The sequence below is a fragment of the Pseudomonas retamae genome, assembly GCF_043496865.1.
Lineage (GTDB): Bacteria > Pseudomonadota > Gammaproteobacteria > Pseudomonadales > Pseudomonadaceae > Aquipseudomonas > Aquipseudomonas retamae.
In genome coordinates this window covers 43,948-66,075 of the sequence record NZ_JBIEIL010000008.1, presented here as the reverse complement: position 1 = coordinate 66,075, position 22,128 = coordinate 43,948, and the positions used below count along the sequence as shown (strand labels likewise).

At 60.1% G+C, this 22,128-nt stretch carries 23 protein-coding genes; 8 read left to right on the top strand and 15 right to left on the bottom strand.

Annotated features, from left to right (window positions below):
* Positions 1–18 precede the first annotated feature (18 nt).
* Together ACGSLL_RS16800 and mobA are read right to left on the bottom strand one after the other, a co-directional pair.
* On the bottom strand, positions 19–240 hold the full coding sequence (locus ACGSLL_RS16800) for a YgdI/YgdR family lipoprotein (protein ID WP_016770600.1): 222 nt from the start codon (positions 238–240) through the stop codon (positions 19–21).
* A 78-nt stretch (positions 241–318) separates the two neighbouring features.
* Positions 319–921 carry a molybdenum cofactor guanylyltransferase MobA gene (gene mobA, locus ACGSLL_RS16795; RefSeq protein WP_394507189.1) on the bottom strand — a complete coding sequence of 201 codons (603 nt, stop codon included), beginning with the start codon at positions 919–921 and terminating at the stop codon, positions 319–321.
* An 81-nt stretch (positions 922–1,002) separates the two neighbouring features.
* Between mobA and moaB the strand changes: the two genes are divergently transcribed.
* On the top strand, positions 1,003–1,542 hold the full coding sequence (gene moaB / locus ACGSLL_RS16790; RefSeq protein ID WP_090284891.1) for a molybdenum cofactor biosynthesis protein B: 540 nt from the start codon (positions 1,003–1,005) through the stop codon (positions 1,540–1,542).
* Positions 1,526–2,752: a molybdopterin molybdotransferase MoeA gene (locus ACGSLL_RS16785; RefSeq protein ID WP_394507187.1), complete on the top strand. Its 1,227-nt coding sequence runs from the start codon at positions 1,526–1,528 to the stop codon at positions 2,750–2,752. Before moaB ends, ACGSLL_RS16785 begins: the two co-directional genes overlap by 17 nt.
* A 61-nt stretch (positions 2,753–2,813) precedes the next feature.
* On the opposite strand, the gene ACGSLL_RS16780 is transcribed toward ACGSLL_RS16785, so the two are convergent.
* Positions 2,814–3,122 carry a hypothetical protein gene (locus ACGSLL_RS16780; protein WP_394507185.1) on the bottom strand — a complete coding sequence of 103 codons (309 nt, stop codon included), beginning with the start codon at positions 3,120–3,122 and terminating at the stop codon, positions 2,814–2,816.
* Between the two features lie 315 nt (positions 3,123–3,437).
* Between ACGSLL_RS16780 and yegS the strand changes: the two genes are divergently transcribed.
* Entirely contained in the window at positions 3,438–4,355 is a 918-nt protein-coding gene (gene yegS, locus ACGSLL_RS16775; RefSeq protein WP_394507184.1) for a lipid kinase YegS, read from the top strand.
* Here yegS and ACGSLL_RS16770 read toward each other — a convergent pair.
* The 3 genes from ACGSLL_RS16770 to ACGSLL_RS16760 form a co-directional block, all read right to left on the bottom strand.
* The gene (locus ACGSLL_RS16770) at positions 4,339–4,998 is read right to left on the bottom strand and encodes a response regulator (protein ID WP_394507183.1); all 660 of its coding nucleotides are present in this window, start codon (positions 4,996–4,998) and stop codon (positions 4,339–4,341) included. The two genes, yegS and ACGSLL_RS16770, sit on opposite strands and share 17 nt — an antisense overlap.
* The gene (locus tag ACGSLL_RS16765) at positions 4,995–5,888 is read right to left on the bottom strand and encodes a sensor histidine kinase (RefSeq protein WP_394507382.1); all 894 of its coding nucleotides are present in this window, start codon (positions 5,886–5,888) and stop codon (positions 4,995–4,997) included. Before ACGSLL_RS16765 ends, ACGSLL_RS16770 begins: the two co-directional genes overlap by 4 nt.
* A gap of 490 nt (positions 5,889–6,378) precedes the next feature.
* A complete protein-coding gene (locus ACGSLL_RS16760; RefSeq protein ID WP_394507182.1) occupies positions 6,379–6,846 on the bottom strand; it encodes a hypothetical protein in 468 nt (155 codons plus the stop codon).
* A 456-nt stretch (positions 6,847–7,302) separates the two neighbouring features.
* Between ACGSLL_RS16760 and ACGSLL_RS16755 the strand changes: the two genes are divergently transcribed.
* Positions 7,303–8,238 (top strand): chemotaxis protein CheV, encoded by a 936-nt coding sequence (locus ACGSLL_RS16755; protein ID WP_090284879.1) that lies wholly within the window; start codon positions 7,303–7,305, stop codon positions 8,236–8,238.
* 106 nt (positions 8,239–8,344) lie between these two features.
* Positions 8,345–9,151: an MOSC domain-containing protein gene (locus ACGSLL_RS16750; protein WP_394507181.1), complete on the top strand. Its 807-nt coding sequence runs from the start codon at positions 8,345–8,347 to the stop codon at positions 9,149–9,151.
* 71 nt (positions 9,152–9,222) lie between these two features.
* Here ACGSLL_RS16750 and ppnP read toward each other — a convergent pair whose 3' ends face one another.
* The 8 genes from ppnP to ACGSLL_RS16710 all read right to left on the bottom strand — a co-directional run bounded on the left by ppnP (position 9,223) and on the right by ACGSLL_RS16710 (position 18,539).
* A complete protein-coding gene (ppnP, locus tag ACGSLL_RS16745) occupies positions 9,223–9,507 on the bottom strand; it encodes a pyrimidine/purine nucleoside phosphorylase (RefSeq protein ID WP_007940055.1) in 285 nt (94 codons plus the stop codon).
* Between the two features lie 70 nt (positions 9,508–9,577).
* Complete coding sequence (locus ACGSLL_RS16740; RefSeq protein ID WP_394507180.1) at positions 9,578–10,120, bottom strand: 3'-5' exonuclease; 543 nt, start codon at positions 10,118–10,120, stop codon at positions 9,578–9,580.
* A 70-nt stretch (positions 10,121–10,190) separates the two neighbouring features.
* Positions 10,191–12,152, bottom strand: a complete 1,962-nt coding sequence (locus ACGSLL_RS16735) for an acetyl/propionyl/methylcrotonyl-CoA carboxylase subunit alpha (protein WP_394507179.1) — start codon at positions 12,150–12,152, stop codon at positions 10,191–10,193.
* 118 nt (positions 12,153–12,270) lie between these two features.
* Complete coding sequence (locus ACGSLL_RS16730; protein WP_394507178.1) at positions 12,271–13,068, bottom strand: enoyl-CoA hydratase/isomerase family protein; 798 nt, start codon at positions 13,066–13,068, stop codon at positions 12,271–12,273.
* Entirely contained in the window at positions 13,065–14,222 is a 1,158-nt protein-coding gene (gene atuD, locus ACGSLL_RS16725) for a citronellyl-CoA dehydrogenase (protein WP_258448486.1), read from the bottom strand. The genes ACGSLL_RS16730 and atuD overlap by 4 nt, the downstream gene beginning before the upstream one ends.
* A gap of 30 nt (positions 14,223–14,252) precedes the next feature.
* Positions 14,253–15,869, bottom strand: a complete 1,617-nt coding sequence (locus ACGSLL_RS16720; protein ID WP_394507176.1) for an acyl-CoA carboxylase subunit beta — start codon at positions 15,867–15,869, stop codon at positions 14,253–14,255.
* A 3-nt stretch (positions 15,870–15,872) separates the two neighbouring features.
* The gene (locus ACGSLL_RS16715; RefSeq protein WP_394507175.1) at positions 15,873–16,742 is read right to left on the bottom strand and encodes an SDR family oxidoreductase; all 870 of its coding nucleotides are present in this window, start codon (positions 16,740–16,742) and stop codon (positions 15,873–15,875) included.
* Between the two features lie 12 nt (positions 16,743–16,754).
* Positions 16,755–18,539 carry an acyclic terpene utilization AtuA family protein gene (locus ACGSLL_RS16710; RefSeq protein ID WP_394507174.1) on the bottom strand — a complete coding sequence of 595 codons (1,785 nt, stop codon included), beginning with the start codon at positions 18,537–18,539 and terminating at the stop codon, positions 16,755–16,757.
* A 185-nt stretch (positions 18,540–18,724) separates the two neighbouring features.
* On the opposite strand from ACGSLL_RS16710, the gene ACGSLL_RS16705 reads away from it, so the two are divergent.
* The 3 genes from ACGSLL_RS16705 to ACGSLL_RS16695 all read left to right on the top strand — a co-directional run bounded on the left by ACGSLL_RS16705 (position 18,725) and on the right by ACGSLL_RS16695 (position 21,339).
* A complete protein-coding gene (locus tag ACGSLL_RS16705) occupies positions 18,725–19,348 on the top strand; it encodes a TetR/AcrR family transcriptional regulator (RefSeq protein WP_394507173.1) in 624 nt (207 codons plus the stop codon).
* 92 nt (positions 19,349–19,440) lie between these two features.
* On the top strand, positions 19,441–20,238 hold the full coding sequence (locus tag ACGSLL_RS16700) for a substrate-binding periplasmic protein (RefSeq protein ID WP_394507172.1): 798 nt from the start codon (positions 19,441–19,443) through the stop codon (positions 20,236–20,238).
* Positions 20,239–20,325: 87 nt separating this feature from the next.
* Complete coding sequence (locus ACGSLL_RS16695; RefSeq protein ID WP_394507171.1) at positions 20,326–21,339, top strand: GNAT family N-acetyltransferase; 1,014 nt, start codon at positions 20,326–20,328, stop codon at positions 21,337–21,339.
* 136 nt (positions 21,340–21,475) lie between these two features.
* Here ACGSLL_RS16695 and ACGSLL_RS16690 read toward each other — a convergent pair whose 3' ends face one another.
* Positions 21,476–22,030, bottom strand: a complete 555-nt coding sequence (locus ACGSLL_RS16690) for an RNA polymerase factor sigma-70 (RefSeq protein ID WP_090284852.1) — start codon at positions 22,028–22,030, stop codon at positions 21,476–21,478.
* Positions 22,031–22,128 lie beyond the last annotated feature (98 nt).

The following is a 22,128-nucleotide window of genomic DNA, read 5'->3' as shown; positions in this document are numbered from 1 at the left end:
AATCAGGTTGACCAGAACTTACAGTTCTTTAACGGTACGCACCTGATCCTTGTTGATGCGGGTCTCTTTGCCGTCCAGTTGCTGGAACTCGTAGAAGCCCGAATCGTCATCGTATTTCGGGGTGTCGACGGCCTGGATTTCGCGACCGTCATTCAAGGTAATCACTGTAGGCGAGGAGCAACCGGCGAGGGTAGCCAGGCCCAGTGCGAGCATGAAAGTGGCGAGGGTCCGTTGAGTCATGAGTGTGTCTCCGAATGGGAATTCTTTTGGTTACTGAGCTTGAGACGTATACAAGGCGTGAGAGTTCCTTGAATAGTGTCAGTCTGACACAGTGTTGTAAGCGTTTAACAGTTCGGGGGTATTGAGGTTGGCCAGGCGGGGGTCGTTGTCCGGGCATTGCAGGGCCGTCGCGCCGAGACTGCGCATCACCCGGCCAGGGCTGCGTTCACCGGCGTTCCAGGCGTCTTCGAAGGCCGCCGAAAGGCTTAGCGGGATTACGCAGAGCAGCGGTTCCCAGTGTTCGCCATGACGCAACATTAAAGGTTTTTCAGAATTCAGCTGCGCCGTCTCGCGCATGCTCTGCAGCAACCTGGTGTCGATGCGCGGAACATCGCAGGGCAATACCAGCAAGTGCGTATGGCGCGCGGCTTTCAGGCCCGCGCGGATCCCGGCTAATGGCCCGGGGAAATCGCCTTCATCGTCAGCGACCAGTTGATCGGCAAAAGCCGCGTAGCGCTCGCGATTGCGGTTGCAGGAAATAATCAGGTCGTCGCTCAGCGCACGGACCTTGCGCTGCAGATGCGCGATCATCGGCTCGCCCAGCCATTCGACCAGTCCCTTGTCCTGGCCGCCCATGCGCTGTCCGCGTCCGCCCGCCAGCAACAGGATCGAGCAGGGCGGCGGTGGCGTGTTTATGGTCATGGAAGCTCTCCACGGGGGCGGCGAAAAAAGGGGGTGCTGTGATATAACACCGGGCTGTTTCTCCTACAACTGGAAGAGCCTATGAAAGCCAAGGCTGATGTACCTTTCGTGCCGCTTAATATTGCGGTGCTGACTGTCAGTGATACCCGGACTCTAGAAACCGACACTTCCGGTCAGGTCTTTGTCGACCGCTTGACGGCGGCGGGTCATAACCTGGCGCAGCGCGTGTTGCTCAAAGATGATCTTTACAAGATTCGTGCACAAGTCGCCAACTGGATTGCCGATGATGTCGTGCAGGTGGTGTTGATCACCGGGGGAACTGGTTTCACCGGCCGTGACAGCACCCCTGAAGCCGTTGCCTGCCTGCTTGACAAACAGGTCGACGGTTTTGGCGAATTGTTCCGGCAGATCTCGGTCGCCGATATCGGCACTTCGACCGTGCAATCACGCGCGCTGGCCGGTCTGGCCAATGGCACGCTGGTGTGCTGCCTGCCGGGTTCGACCAATGCGGTGCGCACCGGTTGGGACGGCATTCTCGGTGAGCAGCTGGACGCCCGCCATCGTCCGTGCAATTTCGTCACGCATCTGAAGCAGGCGGCGCCGTGTGAAACCCGTGGCTAAGCCGGGCAAGACCGGAGCCTTGATGCCGGTCGAAGTGGCGCTGGCACGCTTGCTGGAAATGGCCGAGGCCGCACCCATCGTCGAGCATGAGCATCTGCCGCTGGCGCAGGTCCAGGGAAGAGTGCTGAGCGAAGATCTGTTTTCCACGCTGGATCTGCCACCTTGGCCGAACTCCGCCATGGATGGTTACGCCCTCAACCTCGGCCAATGGAATGGACAGCCGCTGTCGGTCAGTCAAAAAGTGTTTGCCGGCCAATCCCCGCAACCTTTGAAGCCTGGCACGTGCGCGCGCATCTTCACTGGCGCGCCGGTACCGGCGGGCGCCGACTGTGTGGAAATGCAAGAGAACGCAGAGGTTGAGGCCGACGGTAAAGTACGTTTCCTCGAACCGATGAAGGCCGGGCAGAACATTCGGCCGCAAGGGCAGGAAACCACCGTCGGTGAGTTGATTCTGCCGGCCGGGACCCGGCTCGGCCCGATCGAGCAAGGGCTCGCTGCGTCGTTGGGCTGTGCCGGACTGAAGGTGGTGCGCAGGGTTCGCGTGGCGGTGGTCTCCACTGGTGATGAACTGGTTGAGCCGGGTCAAGCGCTGGGACCGGGGCAGATCTATAACAGTAACCGGGTTTTGCTATGCAGCTGGCTACAACGGCTGGGCTGCGAGGTCATCGATGCCGGCATTCTTCCGGATGACCTCGCCACCACCCGCGCCCGGCTCGGAGAGCTACAGGACGTCGACCTGATTCTTTCCACCGGTGGGGTGTCGGTAGGTGAGGCGGATTTTCTCGGCATTGCGTTGCGCGAAGAGGGCGAACTGGCATTGTGGAAGCTGGCGATCAAGCCCGGAAAGCCGCTGACCGTTGGCCATTTTCGCTGCGTACCGGTTATCGGCCTGCCGGGTAACCCCGCTTCTACGCTGGTGACCTTTGCGCTGCTGGCTCGGCCGTATCTGTTACGACGCCAGGGCGTACGTGAAGTCGAGCCGCTGAAATTCACTGTGCCAGCCGGTTTTGCCTGGCCTGTGGCCGGCAATCGGCGTGAGTACCTGCGCGGACGTCTCGAGCAGGGCCGGGCGACGGTATATCGCAATCAGAGCTCTGGGGTCCTGCGTAGCGCGGTTTGGGCCGATGGTCTGGTGGAAGTAGTTGAAGGTCGCACCTTGAGCGAAGGTGATGAAGTGGCGTTCATCCCGCTCAGTGATCTGCTTGGCTGATCGCGATCCAGCAAAGGCAGGCGTCGGCTGACTCAGGCGGCGCCTGCAATGACTCACGTGATCAATTGCTCATCAGGGTAACGAGCTGATCGAACCGGCTGTTCGCGACCCAGCCCAACAGTCCCAGCACCACTGCCATGGCACCCGCCGAATAGGCGAGCCGGTGCTTGATCGTTCTGACATCACTGCGGACTTCGTCCATGTCCCGACGAAGGTATTTGAGATGGGTTTCCAGCTCGGTTACACGAGGTTCCATATCAACTTCTCCGGTGGTTCTGGCGCTGTTTTTAAAGTCCGATTTCTGATTGGTGCGACTTTCAGCGAGGGGGCCAACCGGACTCACTGGCATTCGGGCTTCATGGCTTGGCATGGAAGCGTCCACCGGCTGGTTCGAATATTCGCTTGCAAGGTTTTTGGGCTCCCCGACTGACAGGAGCACTGAGGGTGTATCCACTCATTACATGCACATCCTTGTGTATTTGATTTGAAGATTGATACCGCCAGCACACGGTGACCCAATGCTCGAAGCGGGTCAATTGAGCCGATTCCGCATGTTTTGTAAGAAAAAGTACCGCCGTGTAGGACGCCTGCCGTGCAAAGCAGAATTTATTGAAGGTAGCGGGGCTTTTTTGCTTGTCGCAGTGGTCAAGATGTTTCAATCGATTCGATTCTGGAGAGTGACGCGATGAACGAGCGCCGGGCGCTGTTGATTCTGCATGGCAAGCAGGCCCTCAACGAGGCGGTTCGCACCGCCGTCGAGGACAAGCGCAAGCAAGGCTGGGAGTTGGCCGTGCGCCTGACTTGGGAAGCAGGGGACGCTCAGCGATGGGTGAATGATGCGTTGGCGCAGGGCTATCCGACGATCATCGCCGGCGGAGGCGATGGCACCCTGCGCGACATCGCCGAAGCGCTTGCGGCGCAGCCGGGCAAAGCCAGTCTGGTGCTTTTGCCCTTGGGCACGGCCAACGATTTTTCCCGCGCCGCCGGGGTGCCGCTGGAGCCTGCCGAAGCTCTGGAACTGCTTGATGTGCCACCGCACGATATCGATGTGGGCGAGGTTGGCGGGCAGATCTTTCTCAACATGGCCACCGGCGGTTTCGGCAGTCAGGTCACGGCCAATACGTCTGAAGATTTGAAGAAAGTCCTTGGCGGTGCGGCTTATCTGTTCACTGGGCTATCGCGCTTTAGCGAGTTGCATGCCGCCTATGGCGAACTGCAAGGACCGGACTTTCACTGGAGCGGCGAGCTGTTGGCGCTGGGTATCGGCAATGGCCGTCAGGCTGGCGGCGGACACGTGCTGTGCCCGCAGGCGTTGGCCGACGATGGACTGCTCGATATCAGCATCCTGCCGGCACCACAGGAACTGGTGGGAACATTGAAATCACTGCTCAGCGAAGGTTTCGGGCTTGACAATCTGTTTGTGCGAACCCGTTTGCCGTGGGTCGAAATCAAGGTGGCCGAGGGGCTTTGCATGAATCTCGACGGCGAGCCGCTGGAGTGCAGCAGTCTGCGCTTTGAGGCGCGTCCGGCGGCATTGCGCGTGCATTTGCCGGAGCATTCACCCTTGTTGAGCAGTACCGAAGCGATCAGTCGTCAAGGCTGATGATCTGCTCGCGCACCGCAAACAGCACGAGGCCCGCCACATCGAAGATCTGCAGACGTTTCATGATCTGCGCCCGATGGGTCTCCACGGTTTTGATGCTCAAGCCCAGGCCGTTGGCGATTTCGCGGGTGGATTTGCCGCGCACGATCAGACGCAGGATCTCCAACTGGCGTGCGGTGAGGTTATGCGAGTCGGCGATTTCCGGCTGCTGCTTCTGATTGCGCGTCAACGCCTGATTGATCACGGTATGGGCGATGGCCGGACTCAGATAGCGCTCGTTGTTGCGCAAGGCTTCCAGAGCATGTTCGAGTTCGGTGGCGGTGGTGTCCTTGAGCAGATAGCCGTGGGCGCCGGATTCCAGCGCCTGCATGATCAGCGCCGGATCGGTATGCATGGACAGAATCAGCACCTTGCTTTGCGGGCGCACACGCTTGAGGCGCTGCAGCGCTTCCAGGCCTCCGGTTTCTTTCATGGAGATATCCAGCAACACGATATCGGGATTCAGTTGCTCGACCATCTCGAGCAATTGCGAACCATCGCTGGCCTCGCCGATCACCGCGTAACCGGGAATATCCAGCACCAGAGCGCGCACGCCGGCCCTGATCAGCGAGTGGTCATCCACCAGAAGTAAGTTGCAAGTCAACGCATAACCTTATTCGTACTGGCCCGTTCGAGTGCGCGTGGCGCCCACGGGAAAAGTGCTTCGATCTGGGTGCCTTTGCCCGGCTCGCTGACGACGCTCAGGGTGCCACCCAGTTGCTCGATTCGTTCGGCCATCCCGGCCATGCCGCGTTGTCCCTCGCGACCCGGATCGGTCGCTGGGGCAAATCCCGCCCCGTCGTCACTGATCGACAATGTCAGGCCTTCAGGCAGACGCTGCAAGCGTACCATCAGGTTTTTCGCCTGTGCATGACGAAGGATATTGGTCACCGCTTCCTGAGTAATGCGAAAGGCGGCGACCGCCATTTCCTCCGGAATGCCATTGAGCCGTTGCTGGCAATCCAGGCTCCAGTGCACGCTGGTGTTGGCCAGCGTCTTGAGCAGATGCGCACGCAGACTGGCTTCAAGTCCCAGACTGGTCAATTGGCGCGGATTGAGAATGGCTGAAACGTCGCGCACCTTGTTCAGGGTTTCTTCGAGGGTGTCGCACAAAACCGTGCATTGTTCCTGCGAGTCTGGCGGCAGGCGGCGTTTGAGCCACTCGCTCTGCAGTTTCGCGGCCGTCAGCAACTGGCCGATATCGTCGTGCAGTTCGCGGCTGAGGCGATGGCGCTCGTTTTCCTGGACTTGCAGCAGACGGTCGGCGAGTTCCTGTGGCTGAAACTTGATTGACTTTCGCGATAACCGATATTGCACCCAGACACAGGCGGTAGCGCCGATCTGAAGTAACAGTAGAGGCATGCTCAGAGAGGCTGAAAACCCATAGGTCAACAAACTGCCCAATGTGGCCGCTACCGACAGGATCAGCGTGAACCGGCGCGCGTTTTCCCGCGAGGGCGGCCATTGAGTAATTGACTTGAGGCTGGCGTACATAACGGATGGAGCCAATGAATGTTCGCTGCGGGCAGACCGGCCAGTTCCTGACGGATCTCTGTGTGAAAATACTGTCAAATATGGCAATGGTTTCAACATGGCTGTAAGCCCTTGTTGTTTGCGAACTTCAGCGGATCACGCCCGACTGAAATCACCGTGCCATTAATTCGAGAACAACTAATGGTCGGCATAATACCACTTAAGATACCGTTGGTCGCGCTCGCTATATATGTCCGTTCAGTCAGGAAATACATAGGTTTGCACGCCAGTTCCATAAGCAAGAAAGTCGGTATTGATGAGGTTCGAAGGGAGATCGACGATGTCCGAAGTTGCGCTTCCCGATACACAGGCAAACCCTGAGATTGATGGGAAACATGGGGGTCGATCAATGCTGATTATTTATATCGTTTTGTCGCTGGCAGGTATGGACTATTCAATTGCGACATTCAACGCGTGCGTCCGGTAAAGCCAGCCGCGTCACGGCGACAAGTCAGGCCTGTCCCGAGTAGGGCAGTTGCGGCAAACGTTTGCTTGCAAGCGGCGGCTGGAGCGGGTTTTGCCCGACCTGAAACGCCAGTGCTTCGAGCAGGGATGCCTGCTCGCTTTCATCCAGACTCAGTTGTCCGGTCTTCTGATCGACCAGTTCGAGTTGCCAGGCCATCAGGGTGAAACAATCCTGCAAGGCTTGCAGGGCCTGATCATGAAGATCGACACGCGCATGATTGAGGTCAAGCAGGCTGTGGATATGCAGGGAGAATTCGGAAATCGACTCCAGTGCCAGAGCTTCCGCCCGGCGCGCAAGCTTGAGCAGGGTAGTGAGCATGCACTCAATGGCGTCCTTGTCATTGCTGATCAATTGCAGATGGCTCAGGCATTCCTCGGACTTGGCCAGGAGTGTTTCAGCCTCGACAAGAAATTCGGGGAAGCGTTGTACCCAGTCTTTGCGGTCGATTGGCATGCTTATCTCCACAACGTCACGTTTGATGAACGAATGCCGTGTGTGACGACGATCATGAACCGTCGGCAGATCGCGCCCGGCCGTACAAGTGCACAGACTGAGAGTTTCCAGAGGGTTTGTTGCCACTGAACTGCGATCGCACACAATAGCCTGACTCCGTTCATGCAATGAGAATGGCGTCACATTAATGGCTATTGGATACTGCGAATATCAGGTTGGGCCTGATTGTCCCTAGGGGAATCCCTTAGGTGCGGGAACCTATGACGCAAACCGAGGTCGCGCCGTATAGAAATGTAGCAGATGAAAATCACTGCGCCAGTAAAGCATGATGTTAATGTGACATCAATGGCTGTTCGTGGCATTTTTAACGGGCATGATATGGCCATCAAGAAGCGCCATATGCAGCCGATACCCCCATATAAGTGAATTCATCAGAAACAAGCCCAGGAGTCATAGATGGCCGGCATTCTCGACACGGTAGACCAACGCACGCAACTGGTGGGTGAGAATCGCCTGGAAATCCTCATGTTTCGACTGGCCGGGCGGCAGTTGTTTGCGATCAACGTGTTCAAGGTTCAGGAAGTGCTGCAACTGCCGAAGCTGACCCTGATGCCGCAGCGTCACCCGTTCGTTTGCGGTGTGGTCAACCTGCGCGGGCAGACCTTGCCGGTGATCGACCTGTCCCAGGCGATCGGCATGCGCCCCTTGGTGCCAGGGCCAAACAGCACCATCATCGTCACCGAATATAACCGTTCGGTGCAGGCCTTCCTGGTGGGCGGCGTCGATCGTATCGTCAACATGAACTGGGAAGCCATTCTGCCGCCGCCAACCAGCGCCGGTCGCCAGCATTATCTGACGGCCATCAGCAAGGTCGACGATCAACTGGTGGAAATCATCGACGTGGAAAAAGTCCTCGCCGAAATCGTTCCGTACAACGCCAAGGTCTCGCGCGACAAGCTTGACGATCCGGTGCTGGAGCGCGCCCGCGGCCGCGAAGTGCTGCTGGTTGATGATTCCAACGTGGCGCTTTCGCAGCTGCGCGACACCCTCGGCCAGCTCGGGGTGAAAATGCACATTGCCAGCGACGGCCTCAAAGCACTGAACATGCTCAAGGCCTGGGCCGATACCGGCGTGCACATGACCGACAAACTGCTGATGATCTTCACCGACGCGGAAATGCCGGAAATGGACGGCTACCGTCTGACCACCGAAATTCGCAACGACCCGCGTCTGCGTGGCCTGTACGTGGTGCTGCACACCTCGCTGTCCGGCAGCTTCAACGATTCGATGGTGAAGAAGGTCGGTTGCGACAACTTCCTGTCCAAATTCCAGCCGGACAAACTGGTCGACGTGGTGCGCCAGCGTCTGATGCTCGACGAAGTTCCGGCCTGAGCGTCATTGCGCCGCGGAGCGAGCCCGCTCGCTCCTGCAAGAGTTGCCCTTTGATTCCGTATTCAAGCTCGTATAGGGTGGCGGCTTCCACCACAAGGAGCTGGCCATGCTGCGTCTGAGCGCGCTTTATCGTTACCCGTTGAAATCCGGCAAGGGCGAAGTGCTGCAAAGCGCCGAGCTGGACAAGCTGGGTCTGGCGGGCGACCGACGCTGGATGCTGGTGGACGAGGCCAGTGGGCGATTTCTGACCCAGCGTGCCGAAGCGAAGATGAGTCAGTTGTCGGCGCTGGGGAATGCAGCGGGTGGCTTGAACCTTGCTGCCCCGGAACAGGGGATGATCGAAATCCCCTTGCCGGGTGAAAGTGCAGAATTACGCGGCGTGACGATCTGGCGCGACACCTTGCGTGTGCCGGACGCCGGCGAAGAAGCGGCGCGCTTCGTCAGCGATTTTCTTGGCAAGCCGACACGTCTGGTGTACATGCCGCTGGATCGAGCACGCACGACACAAGCGGGTTTCGGCAAAGACGACGATCAAGTCGCGTTCGCCGACGGCTACCCGTTGTTGCTGATCGGTGACGCTTCGCTGCAGGATCTTTCCAGCAAGGTCGGACGCTCGCTGGAGATGCTGCGTTTCCGCCCGAATCTGGTGATTGAGGGCAGCGCGGCTTACGCTGAAGATGGCTGGAAGCGTATTCGCGTTGGCGATATCGAGTTCCGCGTGGTCAAGCCGTGCTCGCGCTGCATCATGACCACCGTTGACCCGCAAACCGGCGAGCGCAGTGCCGATCGCGAACCGTTCGCCACCCTGCAAAAACATCGCGCCACGGCCGATGGTGCTATGTTCGGACAGAACCTGGTCAATGACAGTAACGGTCGACTCGAAGTCGGGATGCCGGTGGAAATTCTCGAATAAATTTGCACGCAAATAAAAATGCCCGCGTTTTTACACGCGGGCATTTTTTTTCGCTGGATTAAACCGCCGTCTCAGCCGCGGTATTCGCACAGGTAGGCAGTGTCGACCGCGACCTTCAGCTGGAACTTGCTGTTGGCCGGTACGTTGAACTGGCTGCCAGCAGCGAAGGTTTCCCAGTCGCTGCTGTCCGGCAGCTTGACGGTCAGTGCGCCCGACACAACGTGCATGATTTCACGCTGGCTGGTGCCGAATTCGTATTCACCCGGAGCCATGACGCCGATGGTCGCCGGACCCTCAGCGGTGCCAAAGGCGATCGACTTGACGGTGCCGTCGAAGTACTCGTTGACTTTAAACATGGGCGATTCCTCGAAAAGGGCTGAAAAGGGGCCGGCCAGTATGCCCAAGGCTTTCAGCCTCGTCACGTTTCTAAAGCGGCAGCACCAGCGGCAATAACCGTGCAGTGTTGCGCGCATCCTCCAGCGCCCGATGCTGCTGACCGCTGAATTGCAGACCGGCCAGCTGCAGCGCACCGTTGAGGCCCAATGGCCGCTCGAGGCGCCGGGCCTTGGCGAAACGTTGTTTGAGATTCATGTGCGGCACCCGGCTGAGGCCGCTGTCGATGTGCAGACGCTGCCATTCCTGCAGCAATTGCTTGCGATCGTAATCGCCCCAGCTGACCCAGCCTTCGAGGCGCGATTGATGCTGGGCCAGCCAGCGCTCGAACGCCGGCCAGACCTCATGCAGCGGTTGTGCGGCATCGATATTGGCCTGGGTGATGTGCGTCAATTCGCGGCAGAACGTGGTGAGCAAAGGGCGCCGCGTCGGTTTGACGAAGCGCTGGAAGTGATCCTGCTCGCGCCCGGCGCGATCGACCAGGGTGGCGCCGATCTCGATGATTTCCATTTCGGTGACCGGCCAGCCACCCTCATCGGTGGTGGCTTCCAGATCTATGACCAGCCATTGGGGCATCGCAGGGTTCCTGATTTTCGCGTTCTGATATCTCAGAGCGTAGTCAAAACCCGCACCGGTGTGTGGGCGACTACTCGACCTGCAACAGAACCTGACGATTTTTTACCTGATCGCCAACCTTGACCTGCACCCGCTTGAGCACGCCGTCGATGCCGGCCTTGAGCGGGTGCTCCATTTTCATTGCCTCCAGCACCACCAGCAACTGACCTTTGCTGACCGCGCTGCCTTCGCTGACCAGGACGTCGACGATGGCGCCGTCCATCGGCGCTTTCAAGGTGCCAGAGCTGACGCTGGTCTGACTGTCGATCACCGCATGAGTTCGATCCTCCAGACGCAGACTGCCGGGATGGCTGAAGAGCCAGAGCTGTGCGCCCGTCAGTCGGAAGGCATGGCGCTGGCGTACGCCATTGACGGCCAGTGTCAGCGAATGTGCGTCGAGACCGATGAGTTGCAGGTCGAGCGCGCGTTCACCGACGGTGACCTGAAACATGTCTGGCCCTTGAGCGTGCAGTTGCAGGGTCCAGTTCTGCTCATCGAGGCCGAGGCGATAAGTCAGCGGTGCGCTGGCGTTGTTGCGCCAGCTGCTTAGCGGCGCGCGATGGTGGTGCGCGCTGGTTTGATAGAACAGCAGCGCCGCGATCGCCAGTTCCTCGGCGCTGGGCACGTAACGATGCAGGTCGAGGTGATCGCTGAAACGCTGGGCAATGAAGGCGGTACTGAATTCGCCGCTGACGAACTGCTCATGCTGCAACAGGCTGGCGAGCAGGCGCTGATTGCTTTGCACGCCTAACAGCACGGTGTCCTGCACCGCGCGCAACAGCTTGCGCCGCGCCTCTCCCCGGGTGGAGCCGTGGGCGATCAGTTTGCCCAGCAGCGGATCATAGAACGGGCTGACCACTTGCCCTTCAAACAAGCCGTGATCAATCCGCGCACCGTGGCCGAGCGCCGGCTCCCAGCCTTCGATACGTCCGGTTTGCGGAAGAAAATCCTGCGCCGGATCTTCGGCATACAAGCGCACTTCCATGGCATGCCCGCTGAGTTGCACCTGATCCTGAGTCAGCGGCAGCGGCTGGCCCTCGGCAATCTGTAATTGCCACGCCACCAGATCGACACCGGTGATCAGTTCGGTGACCGGATGCTCGACCTGAAGACGTGTGTTCATTTCCAGAAAATAAAACTGCCCTCGCGCGTCGAGCAGAAACTCCACGGTGCCGGCGCCGACATAATTCACTGCGCGGCCGGCCTTCAACGCCGCTTCGCCCATGGCTTGGCGTAACTCGGCGGTCATGACCGGGCAGGGCGCTTCTTCGATGACTTTCTGATGGCGACGCTGGATCGAACAGTCGCGCTCGCCAAGGTAGATCAGGTTGCCGTGATGGTCGCCGAACAGCTGCACTTCGACATGCCGGGGTTCAAGCACGGCCTGTTCGAGAATCAATTCGTCGCTGCCAAAACCGTTCAACGCTTCCGAGCGTGCAGTGCGCAGTTGCGCCGGCAGTTCAGCCGCGTTGTGCACCAGGCGCATGCCGCGCCCGCCACCGCCGGCACTGGCCTTGATCATCAACGGGTAGCCGATGCGCTCGGCTTCACGCAACAAGGTCGCGTCGTCTTGCGCGGCGCCCTGATAGCCGGCGATGCACGGTACACCGGCATCGAGCATGGCGAGCTTCGACAGGCGTTTGCTGCCCATCAGTTCGATGGCTTCGACGCTGGGGCCAATGAACGTCAAACCGGCCTGTGCGCAGGCGCGGGCGAATTCGACGTTTTCCGAGAGAAAGCCATAGCCGGGATGGACCGCGTCGGCACCGCTGCGGCGGGCGGCGTCGAGGATTGCCGGGATGTTCAGGTAGGACTGCTGCACCGGGGCCGGGCCGATACGCACGGCCTGATCGGCGATTTTTACGTGCAGCGCATCGGCGTCGGCATCGCTGTAGACCGCGACGGTGCGGTAGCCGAGGGCTTGGGCGGTGCGCTGGATGCGGCAGGCGATTTCACCGCGGTTGGCGATCAGGATTTTGTGAATGACGGGCATGTTGATCTTCCTGAGTATTTGGCGGTGGATTGGCTGGCCTCTTCGCGAGCAGGCTCGCTCCCACAAGGGATTTGCGTCGTTCACAAAACCTGTGGGAGCGAGCCTGCTCGCGAAGCTTTTATGTGGCCCACCGCGGTTTGCGCTTTTGCATGAATGCCAGGGTGCCCTCGATCCCTTCTTCGCCCGTCACCGCCTCGCTGAACCACTGCGCGGCCTGATCAAGCAATTCACTCGACGGCTGCCCGGCACTGACCAGCAGCAATTGCTTGGTCACGGCATTCGCCTGCGGCGCGCAACGCAGCACCTGCTGCAGCACCTCATCCAGTCGTTCTGCCAACGCCTGCGCATCGCGCTCGACAAAATGCACCAGCCCCAGTTGCCGAGCCTGATCGCCATCGAAACGCGCTGCGGTCAGCGCCAGGCGTCGGGTTTCGCTGAGGCCGATGCGCTGCAGCACAAACGGTGCAATCTGCGCCGGGATCACGCCGAGACTCGTTTCCGGCAAGCCGAATTGCGCCTGATGGTCGGCTATCGCGACATCGCTGACGCAGGCCAGGCCCAATCCACCACCCAGCACCGCGCCTTGCAGCACGCTGATCAATACCTGCGGCGTGCGCTGCGCCTCTTCGAGCAAGGCGCCGAATGCCCGATTCAGTTCGCGGTAAGCCTCGCCACCCTGAGCACGCGCGCTGGCCATGTCCTTGATGTCACCACCGGCGCAGAAATGCCCGCCGGCGCCGCTGAGCACCAGCGCGCGAACATCGCGCTCATCGCGGACGGCGGCGAGTACCGCGCGCAATTCGCTGACCATTTGCAGGCTCATCGCATTGCGGCTGTCCGGCCGGTTGAGCGTGACATGCAGCACCCCGCCATGCAGTTCCAGCAGCAGCGTCTGGCACTCGGGCAGGCGGTTCATTTCTTTTTCCCCGGCAGGATGCCCATCAGCTTGCAGATGATCCCCAGCATGATTTCATCCGCACCGCCGCCGATCGATACCAGCCGCACATCGCGATAGGCGCGGGCTACCGGGTTGTCCCACATGAAGCCCATGCCGCCCCAATATTGCAGGCAGCTGTCGCTGACCTCACGGCCCAGTCGTCCGGCCTTGAGCTTGGCCATCGACGCCAGCCGCGTAACGTCCTGACCTTTGATGTATTGCTCGGTGGCCTGATAGACCAGCGCGCGCAGGCACTCGATTTCGGTCTGCAATTCGGCGAGGCGGAAGTGAATCACCTGATTGTCGATCAGCGCATTGCCGAAGGTCTTGCGCTCCTTGCAGTACTCGATGGTGCTGTCGACGCAATACTCCAGGCCCTTGATCATATTGGCCGCGCCGAACAGCCGTTCCTCCTGAAACTGCAGCATCTGCATCATGAAACCGGCGCCTTCGTGGCCAATGCGGTTGCGCTGCGGCACGCGTACGTTATCGAAAAACACCTGAGCGGTTTCCGAACTGCGCATGCCGAGCTTGTCCAGATGCGAACTCAGACTGATGCCGGGCGTGTTCATCGGCACCATGATCAGCGACTTGTTGATATGCGGTTTGTCATCCGACGTGTTGGCCAGCAGACAGATGAAATCGGCGCTCGGCGAGTTGGTGATCCACATCTTGCTGCCGTTGATCACGTAGTCATCACCGTCCTTGCGCGCCGTGGTCTTCAGCCCGGCGACGTCGGAGCCGGCGCCGACTTCGGAGACGCCGATGCAGCCGACCTGCTCACCGCTGATCGCCGGGCGCAGGAATTCTTCGCGCAGTTCATCGGAGCCGAAGCGGGCCAGCGCCGGGGTGCACATGTCGGTCTGCACGCCGATCGACATCGGAATGCCGCCGCAATGAATGGTGCCGAACTCCTCGGCGGCAACGATCGAATAGCTGTAATCGAGGCCCATGCCGCCAAATTTTTCCGGTTTGGAAATCCCCAGCAAACCCAGCTCGCCGGCCTGACGGAAAATCTCGTGGATTGGAAAGCGTCCGGCCTTTTCCCATTCGTCGACGTGCGGGTTGATCTGATTGTCGACGAACTGGCGAACGGTACGGCGCAGCGCTTCGTGTTCCGGGGTGAAGATCATTGTTATTGTTCTCCGTGAGATCCGTGGCGGTCAGAAGCGGCTGACGCCGAAGCTGTTGGGTTGCAGCGTACGAGTGTCGGCTTCGTGGCAGATGTCCAGCAGATAGCCGAGCAGGGTGCGCGTGTCGCGCGGGTCGATCAGCCCGTCGTCCCACAGATTGGCGCTGCCGTAAAGCGCCGTGGACTGGCTGTCGAGTTTCTGCGCGGTGACCTGTTCGAGCATGTCGAGCATTTTCGGGTCCGGCACCAGGCCGTCTTTCAATTGCTTGGCTTCGGTGACGATACGCAACACCTTGCCGGCCTGTGCGCCACCCATCACTGCGGTGCGGCTGTTCGGCCAGGCGAAAATGAAGCGTGGATCGAGACCGCGTCCGCACATCGCATAGTTGCCGGCACCGTAGGAGCCACCGACCACCAGCGTCAGTTTAGGCACGCGCGCATTGGCCACCGCTTGAATCAGTTTCGAGCCGTGTTTGATCACGCCTTGCTGTTCCGATTCGGTGCCGACCATGAAGCCAGTGGTGTTGTGAAAAAACAGCAGCGGGATCTGGCTCTGGTCGCACAGCTGGATGAACTGCGCCGCTTTGCTCGCACCGTTCGGGGTGATCGGGCCGTTGTTGCCGATGAAACCGCAGGCGCGGCCCTGAATTTTCAAATGGCCGCACAGTGTCTGTTGGTCGTATTCGCCCTTGAACTCGACAAAGTCTGATTCGTCGGCGATGCGCGCAATGATTTCGCGCACGTCGTAGGGCTTTTTCGGATCGTCCGGGATCAGCCCGAGCAATTCGTCGATGGGGTAGAGGGGCTCTTGGTATTGCGGCTCCGGCCGCCACGGCAGTTGTTCGTTCCACGGCAGCATGCGCAGGATGTCGCGCACCTGGCGCAGGCCATCGGCATCGCTTTCGGCCAGGTACTCGGCGGTCCCGGCGACTTGCGCGTGCATCTCGGCGCCGCCGAGTTCTTCATCAGTAGCCACTTCGCCGGTGGCGGCCTTGAGCAGCGGCGGCCCAGCGAGAAACAGCTTGGCCTTGCCGCGCACCACCACTACATAATCCGACAAACCGGGTTGATAGGCGCCGCCAGCGGTGGCCGAGCCGTGCACCACGGTAATCTGCGGCAAACCCAGCGCCGACAGCCGCGCCTGATTGGCAAAGCTGCGCGCGCCCTCGACGAAAATCTCCGCGGCGTAATTGAGATTGGCGCCGCCGCTTTCGGCGAGGGTGATCATCGGCAGTTTGTTTTCCAGGGCGATCTGTTGCAGACGCAGTGATTTTTTCAGGCCGCTGGGCGAGATCGTCCCGCCCTTGATCGCGCTGTTGTTCGCCACCACCATCACGCGAATCCCGGACACGTAACCGATGCCGGCGATCAGGCCGCCACCGGCCGCGCTGCCGTCCTTGTCGTCATGCAGTTTGTAACCGGCCAGACTCGCCAGCTCCAGAAACGGCGCGCCGGGGTCGAGCAGCAGGTTCAGCCGTTCGCGCGGCAACAGTTGCCCGCGCTGATCGAACTTCGTCTTGGCTTCGGCGGCCTTGATCAGCAGGTTCTGTTCCAGTTGCTGCACGTGTTCGATGGCTGCGAGCATCGCCGCACGGTTGCGCGCGAAGGCTTCGCTGTGCGGGTCGAGTTGCGACTGGATCTGCGCCATGGCTTATTCCTTGTCCTTGAGGACGTCAGGCAAGTACGCCCGATGAAATCCGTTGAATGACTCGCTGTGCGTGGCTTTATGCAGGGGCCATGCGCGACTGCCGAGGCTGGCCGCGCCGTCGATTTTCAAGGTGCTGCCACTGATGAACGCCGCCGCCGGGCTGAGCAGAAACACGATCGCTGCGCTGACTTCCGATTCGGTGCCGATGCGCTTGAGCGGCACATGCTCGCGCAGGGTCGGAATCACCGCTTTGAATGCGCCCTGGTAAGTGTCCATGCCGCTCGAAGCAATCCAGCCCGGCGCCACTGCGTTGACCCGCACCCCGGCGTAACCCCACTCGATGGCTGCGGTTTTGGTGAAATTGTCCATGCCCGAGCGCGCGGCGCCAGAGTGGCCCATGCCGGGCATGCCGCCCCACATGTCGGCGAGCATGTTGACGATGTTGCCGCCGTGTTTGCTCATCGACTGATTGAACACTTCCCGGGCCATCAGAAATCCGCCGACCAGATTGGTCCGCAGCACGGTTTCGAAACCTTTCTGATTGATCGAAGCGAGCGGCGATGGATATTGGCCGCCGGCATTGTTGACCAGACCGTGGATCGGCCCGTGTGCGGCGATCAGCTCACTGACCAGCTGTTTTACCGCTTCTTCATCGCGGATATCGCAGGCCTGCCAATGCGCACGGCCACCGTCCTCGGCGATTTCGGCGGCGACGCGTTCGAGTTTTTCAGGCTTGCGCCCGACCAGCAGCACGTGGGCGCCGAGCGCGGCCAGTTCATGCGCGGTGCAGCGGCCGATGCCGCTGCCGCCACCGGTGACGATAATGCTCTGGCCGCTGAACAACCCGGCTTTGAAAATCGATTCGTACGCCATGAAGCTCAACCTCTAGTCGAGTTGTTCGGCGATGCTCTGCGGCACCGGAATGCGAATTTCCAGCAATTGCTGGGCGAAGGCCTTGCCTTGCGGATCGATGCGCAGACTGGCGACACCGCCGCCGCCGAGGGCGTTTTCCAGCAGGAAGTTAAGGCTGTGGGTGCCGGGCAGGTACCAGCGCTCGACCCGCCCGTCATGCGGATCGAGCACATGGCCCATCCAGTCTGCGACCACCGCTGGCGTCAGCGCTGCGGCGATCCACGGCAGGTATTCGGGCTGGCGCGGCATGACGCCGATGTTGCTGTGGTTGCCTTTGTCGCCGGAACGGGCCACCGCGAGTTTTACCAGCGGCACATCGGTATCGGCGCGGCCCTGCGGTTCGGGCGGTTGATCGGGCAGGGCTGAGGTCGGGGTTTGTGCTGCGGCGGGCGTGGGCAGACTGCACGGATGACGTTCGCCAGCCATCTCGACTTGCAACGTGCAGGCATTTTTATCGATCAGAAACGAGAACAGGCGGATCAGCGGATACACCGTCGGACGGCCGCCGACGATGCCGGTCAATCCCGGCGCCATGCCGGTCGCGGCCTGAGCGATTTCTTTGGAAAACACGACCAGGGCTTTTTTATCGGGATGGCGCACGGCGAGTTTGATCACCACTTCGCGGCTGTCCTGACGCTGACCGTGCGGGCCATAAGTGGCCTCGCTGCCAAGCAGTTCGACATGGGTTTCGCTGTAGGGCGCCCAGCCGCGCTGGCTGAACATTTCTGCGGTTTTGTCGATGATCGCCTGGCTGACGCGCCGCGCCTTGGCGACCGCATCGATGCCGGCGATCAGGCAACTGGCGGTGCAGCGAAAACCGTCCGGGTAAGTCGCGCTGACCTTGTATTGATCGCTGGGCGGCAGGCCCTTGGCGCCAAGCACATGAACGGCGTTTTTGCCGTGTTGCCGGAGTTCGACCTGAGTGAAATCACAGATCACGTCGGGCAATAAATAAGCCTGTGGATCGCCGATTTCATACAGCATCTGCTCGCCGACGGTCAGCGGTGTGATCAGGCCGCCGCTGCCTTCGGGTTTGCTGACGATGAACTGGCTGTCGGCGCTGACTTCGACGATCGGAAAACCGATGTGTTGGTAATCCGGCACGTCGCGCCAATCGGTGAAGTTGCCGCCGGTGCATTGCGCGCCGCATTCGATGATGTGCCCGGCCAGCGCGGCCTGGGCCAGTTTGTCGTAGTCGTGCCACGACCAGCCGAATTCGTGCACCAATGCCGCGCTGACCACGGCGCTGTCGACCACCCGGCCGGTAATGACGATATCGGCGCCGAGCTTCAGCGCTTCGACGATGCCCGGTGCGCCGAGGTAGGCATTGGTCGACACGCACAGCGGCGGCAGTGGGGCGCCAGTGAACATCTCGCTGATACCGCTGAGCTGTTTGAATTGCGGCTGCAGGTCATCGCCAAGCAGCACGGCGATTTTCAACGCGACGCCGGCGCGCTCACACGCGGCTTGCAGGGCGGCCGCGCAGGCCTGCGGATTGACCCCGCCGGCGTTGCTGATGACGCGGATATTTTGCTCGGCCAATTGCGGGAGCAGTGGCGTCAGCACTTCGATGAAATCGCTGGCGTACCCGGCCTGCGGGTCTTTCATGCGCGCGCCGGCCATGATCGACATCGTGATCTCGGCAAGATAATCGAACACCAGATAATCCAGACGCCCGCCGGCCACCAGTTGCGCGGCGGCGGTCGACGTGTCACCCCAGAAGGCACTGGCGCATCCGATCCGCACGGTATTTGGCATTTTTATCTCCGACTCAGCGATCTGCGACAGAAGTGTCTGGAGGCTACCAAGCAAGCGCTTGGTTTGTAAACAGTTGAAACTATCTTCTGCCCAAGCGCTTGCTTGGTTGCCGCTGGCGGCTTAAATTGCGCGCAACCCTGCGGTTTCAGGGGGGCAAGACACTGATCGACTGTAGGAGAGAACGGGTGGACGAGCAAAAAGCCCTGAGGGTCATGCGCGATTTGGTCGACAGTGGCCAGTTGACCGACCCCGACAGCGCGCGTGGCAAATTGCTGCAAGTGGCGGCTCACCTGTTTCGCAACAAAGGCTACGAACGCACCACGGTGCGTGATCTGGCGAGCGCGGTCGGCATTCAGTCGGGGAGCATTTTTCATCACTTCAAAAGCAAGGACGAAATCCTGCGCGCGGTGATGGAAGAAACCATCCGCTACAACACCGCTTTGATGCGCGCGGCGCTGGCCGATGCCGCCGATGTGCGCGAACGCGTACTGGCGCTGATCCGCTGTGAATTGCAGTCGATCATGGGCGGCAGCGGCGAGGCCATGGCGGTGCTCGTTTATGAGTGGCGCTCGCTGTCCGAAGAGGGCCAGGCCAAAGTACTGGCGCTGCGCGACGTTTACGAAGAAATCTGGTTGCAAGTACTGGGTGAAGCCAAGGACGCCGGATTTATCCGTGGCGACGTTTTTATTACGCGACGTTTCCTGACCGGCGCACTGTCCTGGACCACTACCTGGTTCCGTGCCGGCGGCAGTTTGAGCCTCGATCAGTTGGCCGACGAGGCACTGATTCTGGTCCTCGAAGAGCGCTGAACGACTTTCTATCCAGCCGGGAAACTGGCTAACTGGGCGAAACCGCCTAGCTTGAATGCATTGATCGGTATTTTTTCGGGGAGTGGGGTGTTTTGAAGTCTTTGCCAATTCGGACCGTCGCGGGGTTGATGCTCGCAGCGCTGGCTGCATTATGGGTATTGCCCGCTCAGGCCGCGCAATTGGTCCGGGTCGGCGCGGCGCATTTTCCGCCGTACACCATCCGCCCGGAAAACGGCGCCGATACCGGTCTGCTGCCGCAATTGGTCGAAGCGCTGAACCGTTTGCAAAGCGACTATCAGTTCGTCCTGGTGCCCACGTCGATTCCCCGGCGTTTCGGTGACTTCAAGCAGGGCCGGATCGACATGGCGATCTTCGAGAACCCTGAATGGGGCTGGAAAGACATCCCCCACAGCGACGTCGACATGGGCCTTGAAGATGCGGAGATTTTCGTCGCCCAACGTGCAGACGGCCGTCAGCAGAACTACTTCGCTGACCTCAAAGGCAAACGCCTGGCGCTGTTCAGCGGCTATCACTACGAGTTTGCCGCCTTCAACGCTGACCCCAAATACCTCGCGCAGCAATTCAACGCGACGCTGACCTATTCCCACGACAGCAACCTGCTGATGGTGCTGCGCTCACGCGCCGACATCGCTTTGGTGACCCGCTCGTACCTGAGCGATTACCTGCTGCGTAACGAGAAGGTCCGTGATGAGTTGCTGGTCTCGCAGCGCGTCGATCAGATCTACCATCACTATGCAATTCTGCGCCCGGCGGCGCCGATCAGCGGCGTGGCCTTCGGCAAGCTTTTGCAGGCGCTTCGCGACAACGGCGAAATGCTGAAGATTTTCGATCCGTACAAAATCGCCGTGGTGCCGGTGCTCAATCGCTGAGACGCCGATTTGCGCTGAAAGCCTAAATTTCCCCCTGCCGCTCACGTCACATCGTCTAACTGTCGACGATTAACGTGAGCCCGCCCCATGTCCTATCTGAATGACCTGACTGCCCTGGCTTTACCCTCGGGCAGTCAACTGAGCGCTGACGCCAGTGAAAGCCGTTTGAGCCTGAGCCTTGACGGCCAGCCGTTGATTCGTCTGCGCCTTGATCGCGACGCGAAGGGCCCGATCCAGATCGATGAGCGCTTCGCGTTGCCGCCCGGCCAGGCGCTGTGGGCGGCTTGTTACTGGCTGTTCGCGCGCGATCCTGAGTGTCAGCAGCTGACCTGGCAGCTGGATCAGCCACCGACCGAAGCTTTGCTCAGCGGTTTGTTGGTGAGCACCGAGATGAGCGGCGAATATCGCTGCGAACGCACGCTGTTCTGGCAATTACCGCAACCCTGGCTCGGGACTTCGTTGACCGGCAGCTATCCGCAGCAAATGATCATCAGCGAAGGCAAGCGCCATCCACGGCGCCCGGTCAAACCGCGCGGCGAAGTCTATCGGCGTTTCGACGCGCGGCTCGGCGCGTGGATTTCCTTGCGCACCGTTGAAATCGAGGGCGATTTATCGCGTTTCAATCGTTGGCAGAACAGCCCGCGCGTGGCCAGTTTCTGGCAGGAGGAGGGCAGCCTCGACAAGCACCGCGAGTACCTCGGCAAACTCGAGGCTGACCCGCACACGTTGACCTTGATCGGCTGTTTCGACGATCAGCCGTTTGCCTATTTCGAAGCCTATTGGGCCAAGGAGGATCGCATCGCGCCGTTCTACGACGCCGATGATTACGATCGCGGGATCCACATGCTGGTCGGCGAGGAGGACCACCGCGGCCCGCACAAAGTGGCGAGCTGGTTATCGGCCTTGGTGCATTACCTGTTTCTTGATGATCCGCGCACGCAACGGGTGGTCGCCGAGCCGCGTGCCGACAACGCGAAGATGATCGGCCACATGCACAACCAGTGTTTCCACTGCGAGAAGGAATTCGACTTTCCGCACAAGCGCGCGGCGCTGATGATGCTCGGGCGTGAGCGGTTTTTTGATCGGTGCAAGCTGGCTTGAAATGATCGGGCTTGAGATCTGTTGTGCTCTCAAGTCCTCTTCGCGAGCAGGCTCGCTCCCACATGGGATTTGTGTTGTTCACAAAACCCTGTGGGAGCGAGCCTGCTCGCAAATGGCGTGACGCAAAATCCAGATCCTAACGACGACCCACAGCCACCGTATCGCGACGGCTGCCCGAAACCTTGCGGCAGTGCACCAGCGCATCGCGAATCATGAAGTTGACCAAGGTCGGCGAGACGCCGAGTTCCTTGGCGATGTCCTTTTGCGGTACGCCATGCAGGCGGTACATCTCGAACGCGTAGCGCGTGCGGCTCGGCAGTTCGGTCAGGGCGTCGGCGATGTTTTCCAGGGTCGAGAAATTGATGTGCGAGGTTTCCGGCGAAGCACCCTGAATAACCACATTCAGCCCTTCCTCTTCAGGGCCGGAGTATTTCTGCTCGAGCGCCTGTTTGCGGTAGTGATCGATGGCGAGGTTGCGCACGATCTGGAACAGATAACTCAGTTGCGCCTTGATCGACGAGGTGATCGGTGGCGCCGATTGCAGGCGGAAAAACGCATCCTGCACGACGTCCTCGGCGCGCGAGCGACAACCGGTAATGCGCGCGGCGATCTTGACCAGAATCAGCCGATTATCGACGAATGCCTGAAGTAGCGGTGAATCGCACCTGCTTGTGGATACTTGTTCCGTCATGGAAATCACCTTGCTGCCAAATTGGTTAGTGGGACGCCCCTGGGGGCAGGGCTGTCCTACACATCGAGCGACAAATTATGTTGAATGATAATGATTGT

What these genes read in the sequence shown, in the direction of transcription:
- ACGSLL_RS16800 (WP_016770600.1), bottom strand. Translation starts at nt 240, where the DNA reads ATGACTCAACGGACCCTCGCCACTTTCATGCTCGCACTGGGCCTGGCT.
- mobA (WP_394507189.1), bottom strand. Translation starts at nt 921, where the DNA reads ATGACCATAAACACGCCACCGCCGCCCTGCTCGATCCTGTTGCTGGCG.
- moaB (WP_090284891.1), top strand. Translation starts at nt 1,003, where the DNA reads ATGAAAGCCAAGGCTGATGTACCTTTCGTGCCGCTTAATATTGCGGTG.
- ACGSLL_RS16780 (WP_394507185.1), bottom strand. Translation starts at nt 3,122, where the DNA reads ATGCCAAGCCATGAAGCCCGAATGCCAGTGAGTCCGGTTGGCCCCCTC.
- yegS (WP_394507184.1), top strand. Translation starts at nt 3,438, where the DNA reads ATGAACGAGCGCCGGGCGCTGTTGATTCTGCATGGCAAGCAGGCCCTC.
- ACGSLL_RS16765 (WP_394507382.1), bottom strand. Translation starts at nt 5,888, where the DNA reads ATGTACGCCAGCCTCAAGTCAATTACTCAATGGCCGCCCTCGCGGGAA.
- ACGSLL_RS16760 (WP_394507182.1), bottom strand. Translation starts at nt 6,846, where the DNA reads ATGCCAATCGACCGCAAAGACTGGGTACAACGCTTCCCCGAATTTCTT.
- ACGSLL_RS16755 (WP_090284879.1), top strand. Translation starts at nt 7,303, where the DNA reads ATGGCCGGCATTCTCGACACGGTAGACCAACGCACGCAACTGGTGGGT.
- ACGSLL_RS16750 (WP_394507181.1), top strand. Translation starts at nt 8,345, where the DNA reads ATGCTGCGTCTGAGCGCGCTTTATCGTTACCCGTTGAAATCCGGCAAG.
- ppnP (WP_007940055.1), bottom strand. Translation starts at nt 9,507, where the DNA reads ATGTTTAAAGTCAACGAGTACTTCGACGGCACCGTCAAGTCGATCGCC.
- ACGSLL_RS16740 (WP_394507180.1), bottom strand. Translation starts at nt 10,120, where the DNA reads ATGCCCCAATGGCTGGTCATAGATCTGGAAGCCACCACCGATGAGGGT.
- ACGSLL_RS16735 (WP_394507179.1), bottom strand. Translation starts at nt 12,152, where the DNA reads ATGCCCGTCATTCACAAAATCCTGATCGCCAACCGCGGTGAAATCGCC.
- ACGSLL_RS16730 (WP_394507178.1), bottom strand. Translation starts at nt 13,068, where the DNA reads ATGAACCGCCTGCCCGAGTGCCAGACGCTGCTGCTGGAACTGCATGGC.
- atuD (WP_258448486.1), bottom strand. Translation starts at nt 14,222, where the DNA reads ATGATCTTCACCCCGGAACACGAAGCGCTGCGCCGTACCGTTCGCCAG.
- ACGSLL_RS16720 (WP_394507176.1), bottom strand. Translation starts at nt 15,869, where the DNA reads ATGGCGCAGATCCAGTCGCAACTCGACCCGCACAGCGAAGCCTTCGCG.
- ACGSLL_RS16715 (WP_394507175.1), bottom strand. Translation starts at nt 16,742, where the DNA reads ATGGCGTACGAATCGATTTTCAAAGCCGGGTTGTTCAGCGGCCAGAGC.
- ACGSLL_RS16710 (WP_394507174.1), bottom strand. Translation starts at nt 18,539, where the DNA reads ATGCCAAATACCGTGCGGATCGGATGCGCCAGTGCCTTCTGGGGTGAC.
- ACGSLL_RS16695 (WP_394507171.1), top strand. Translation starts at nt 20,326, where the DNA reads ATGTCCTATCTGAATGACCTGACTGCCCTGGCTTTACCCTCGGGCAGT.
- ACGSLL_RS16690 (WP_090284852.1), bottom strand. Translation starts at nt 22,030, where the DNA reads ATGACGGAACAAGTATCCACAAGCAGGTGCGATTCACCGCTACTTCAG.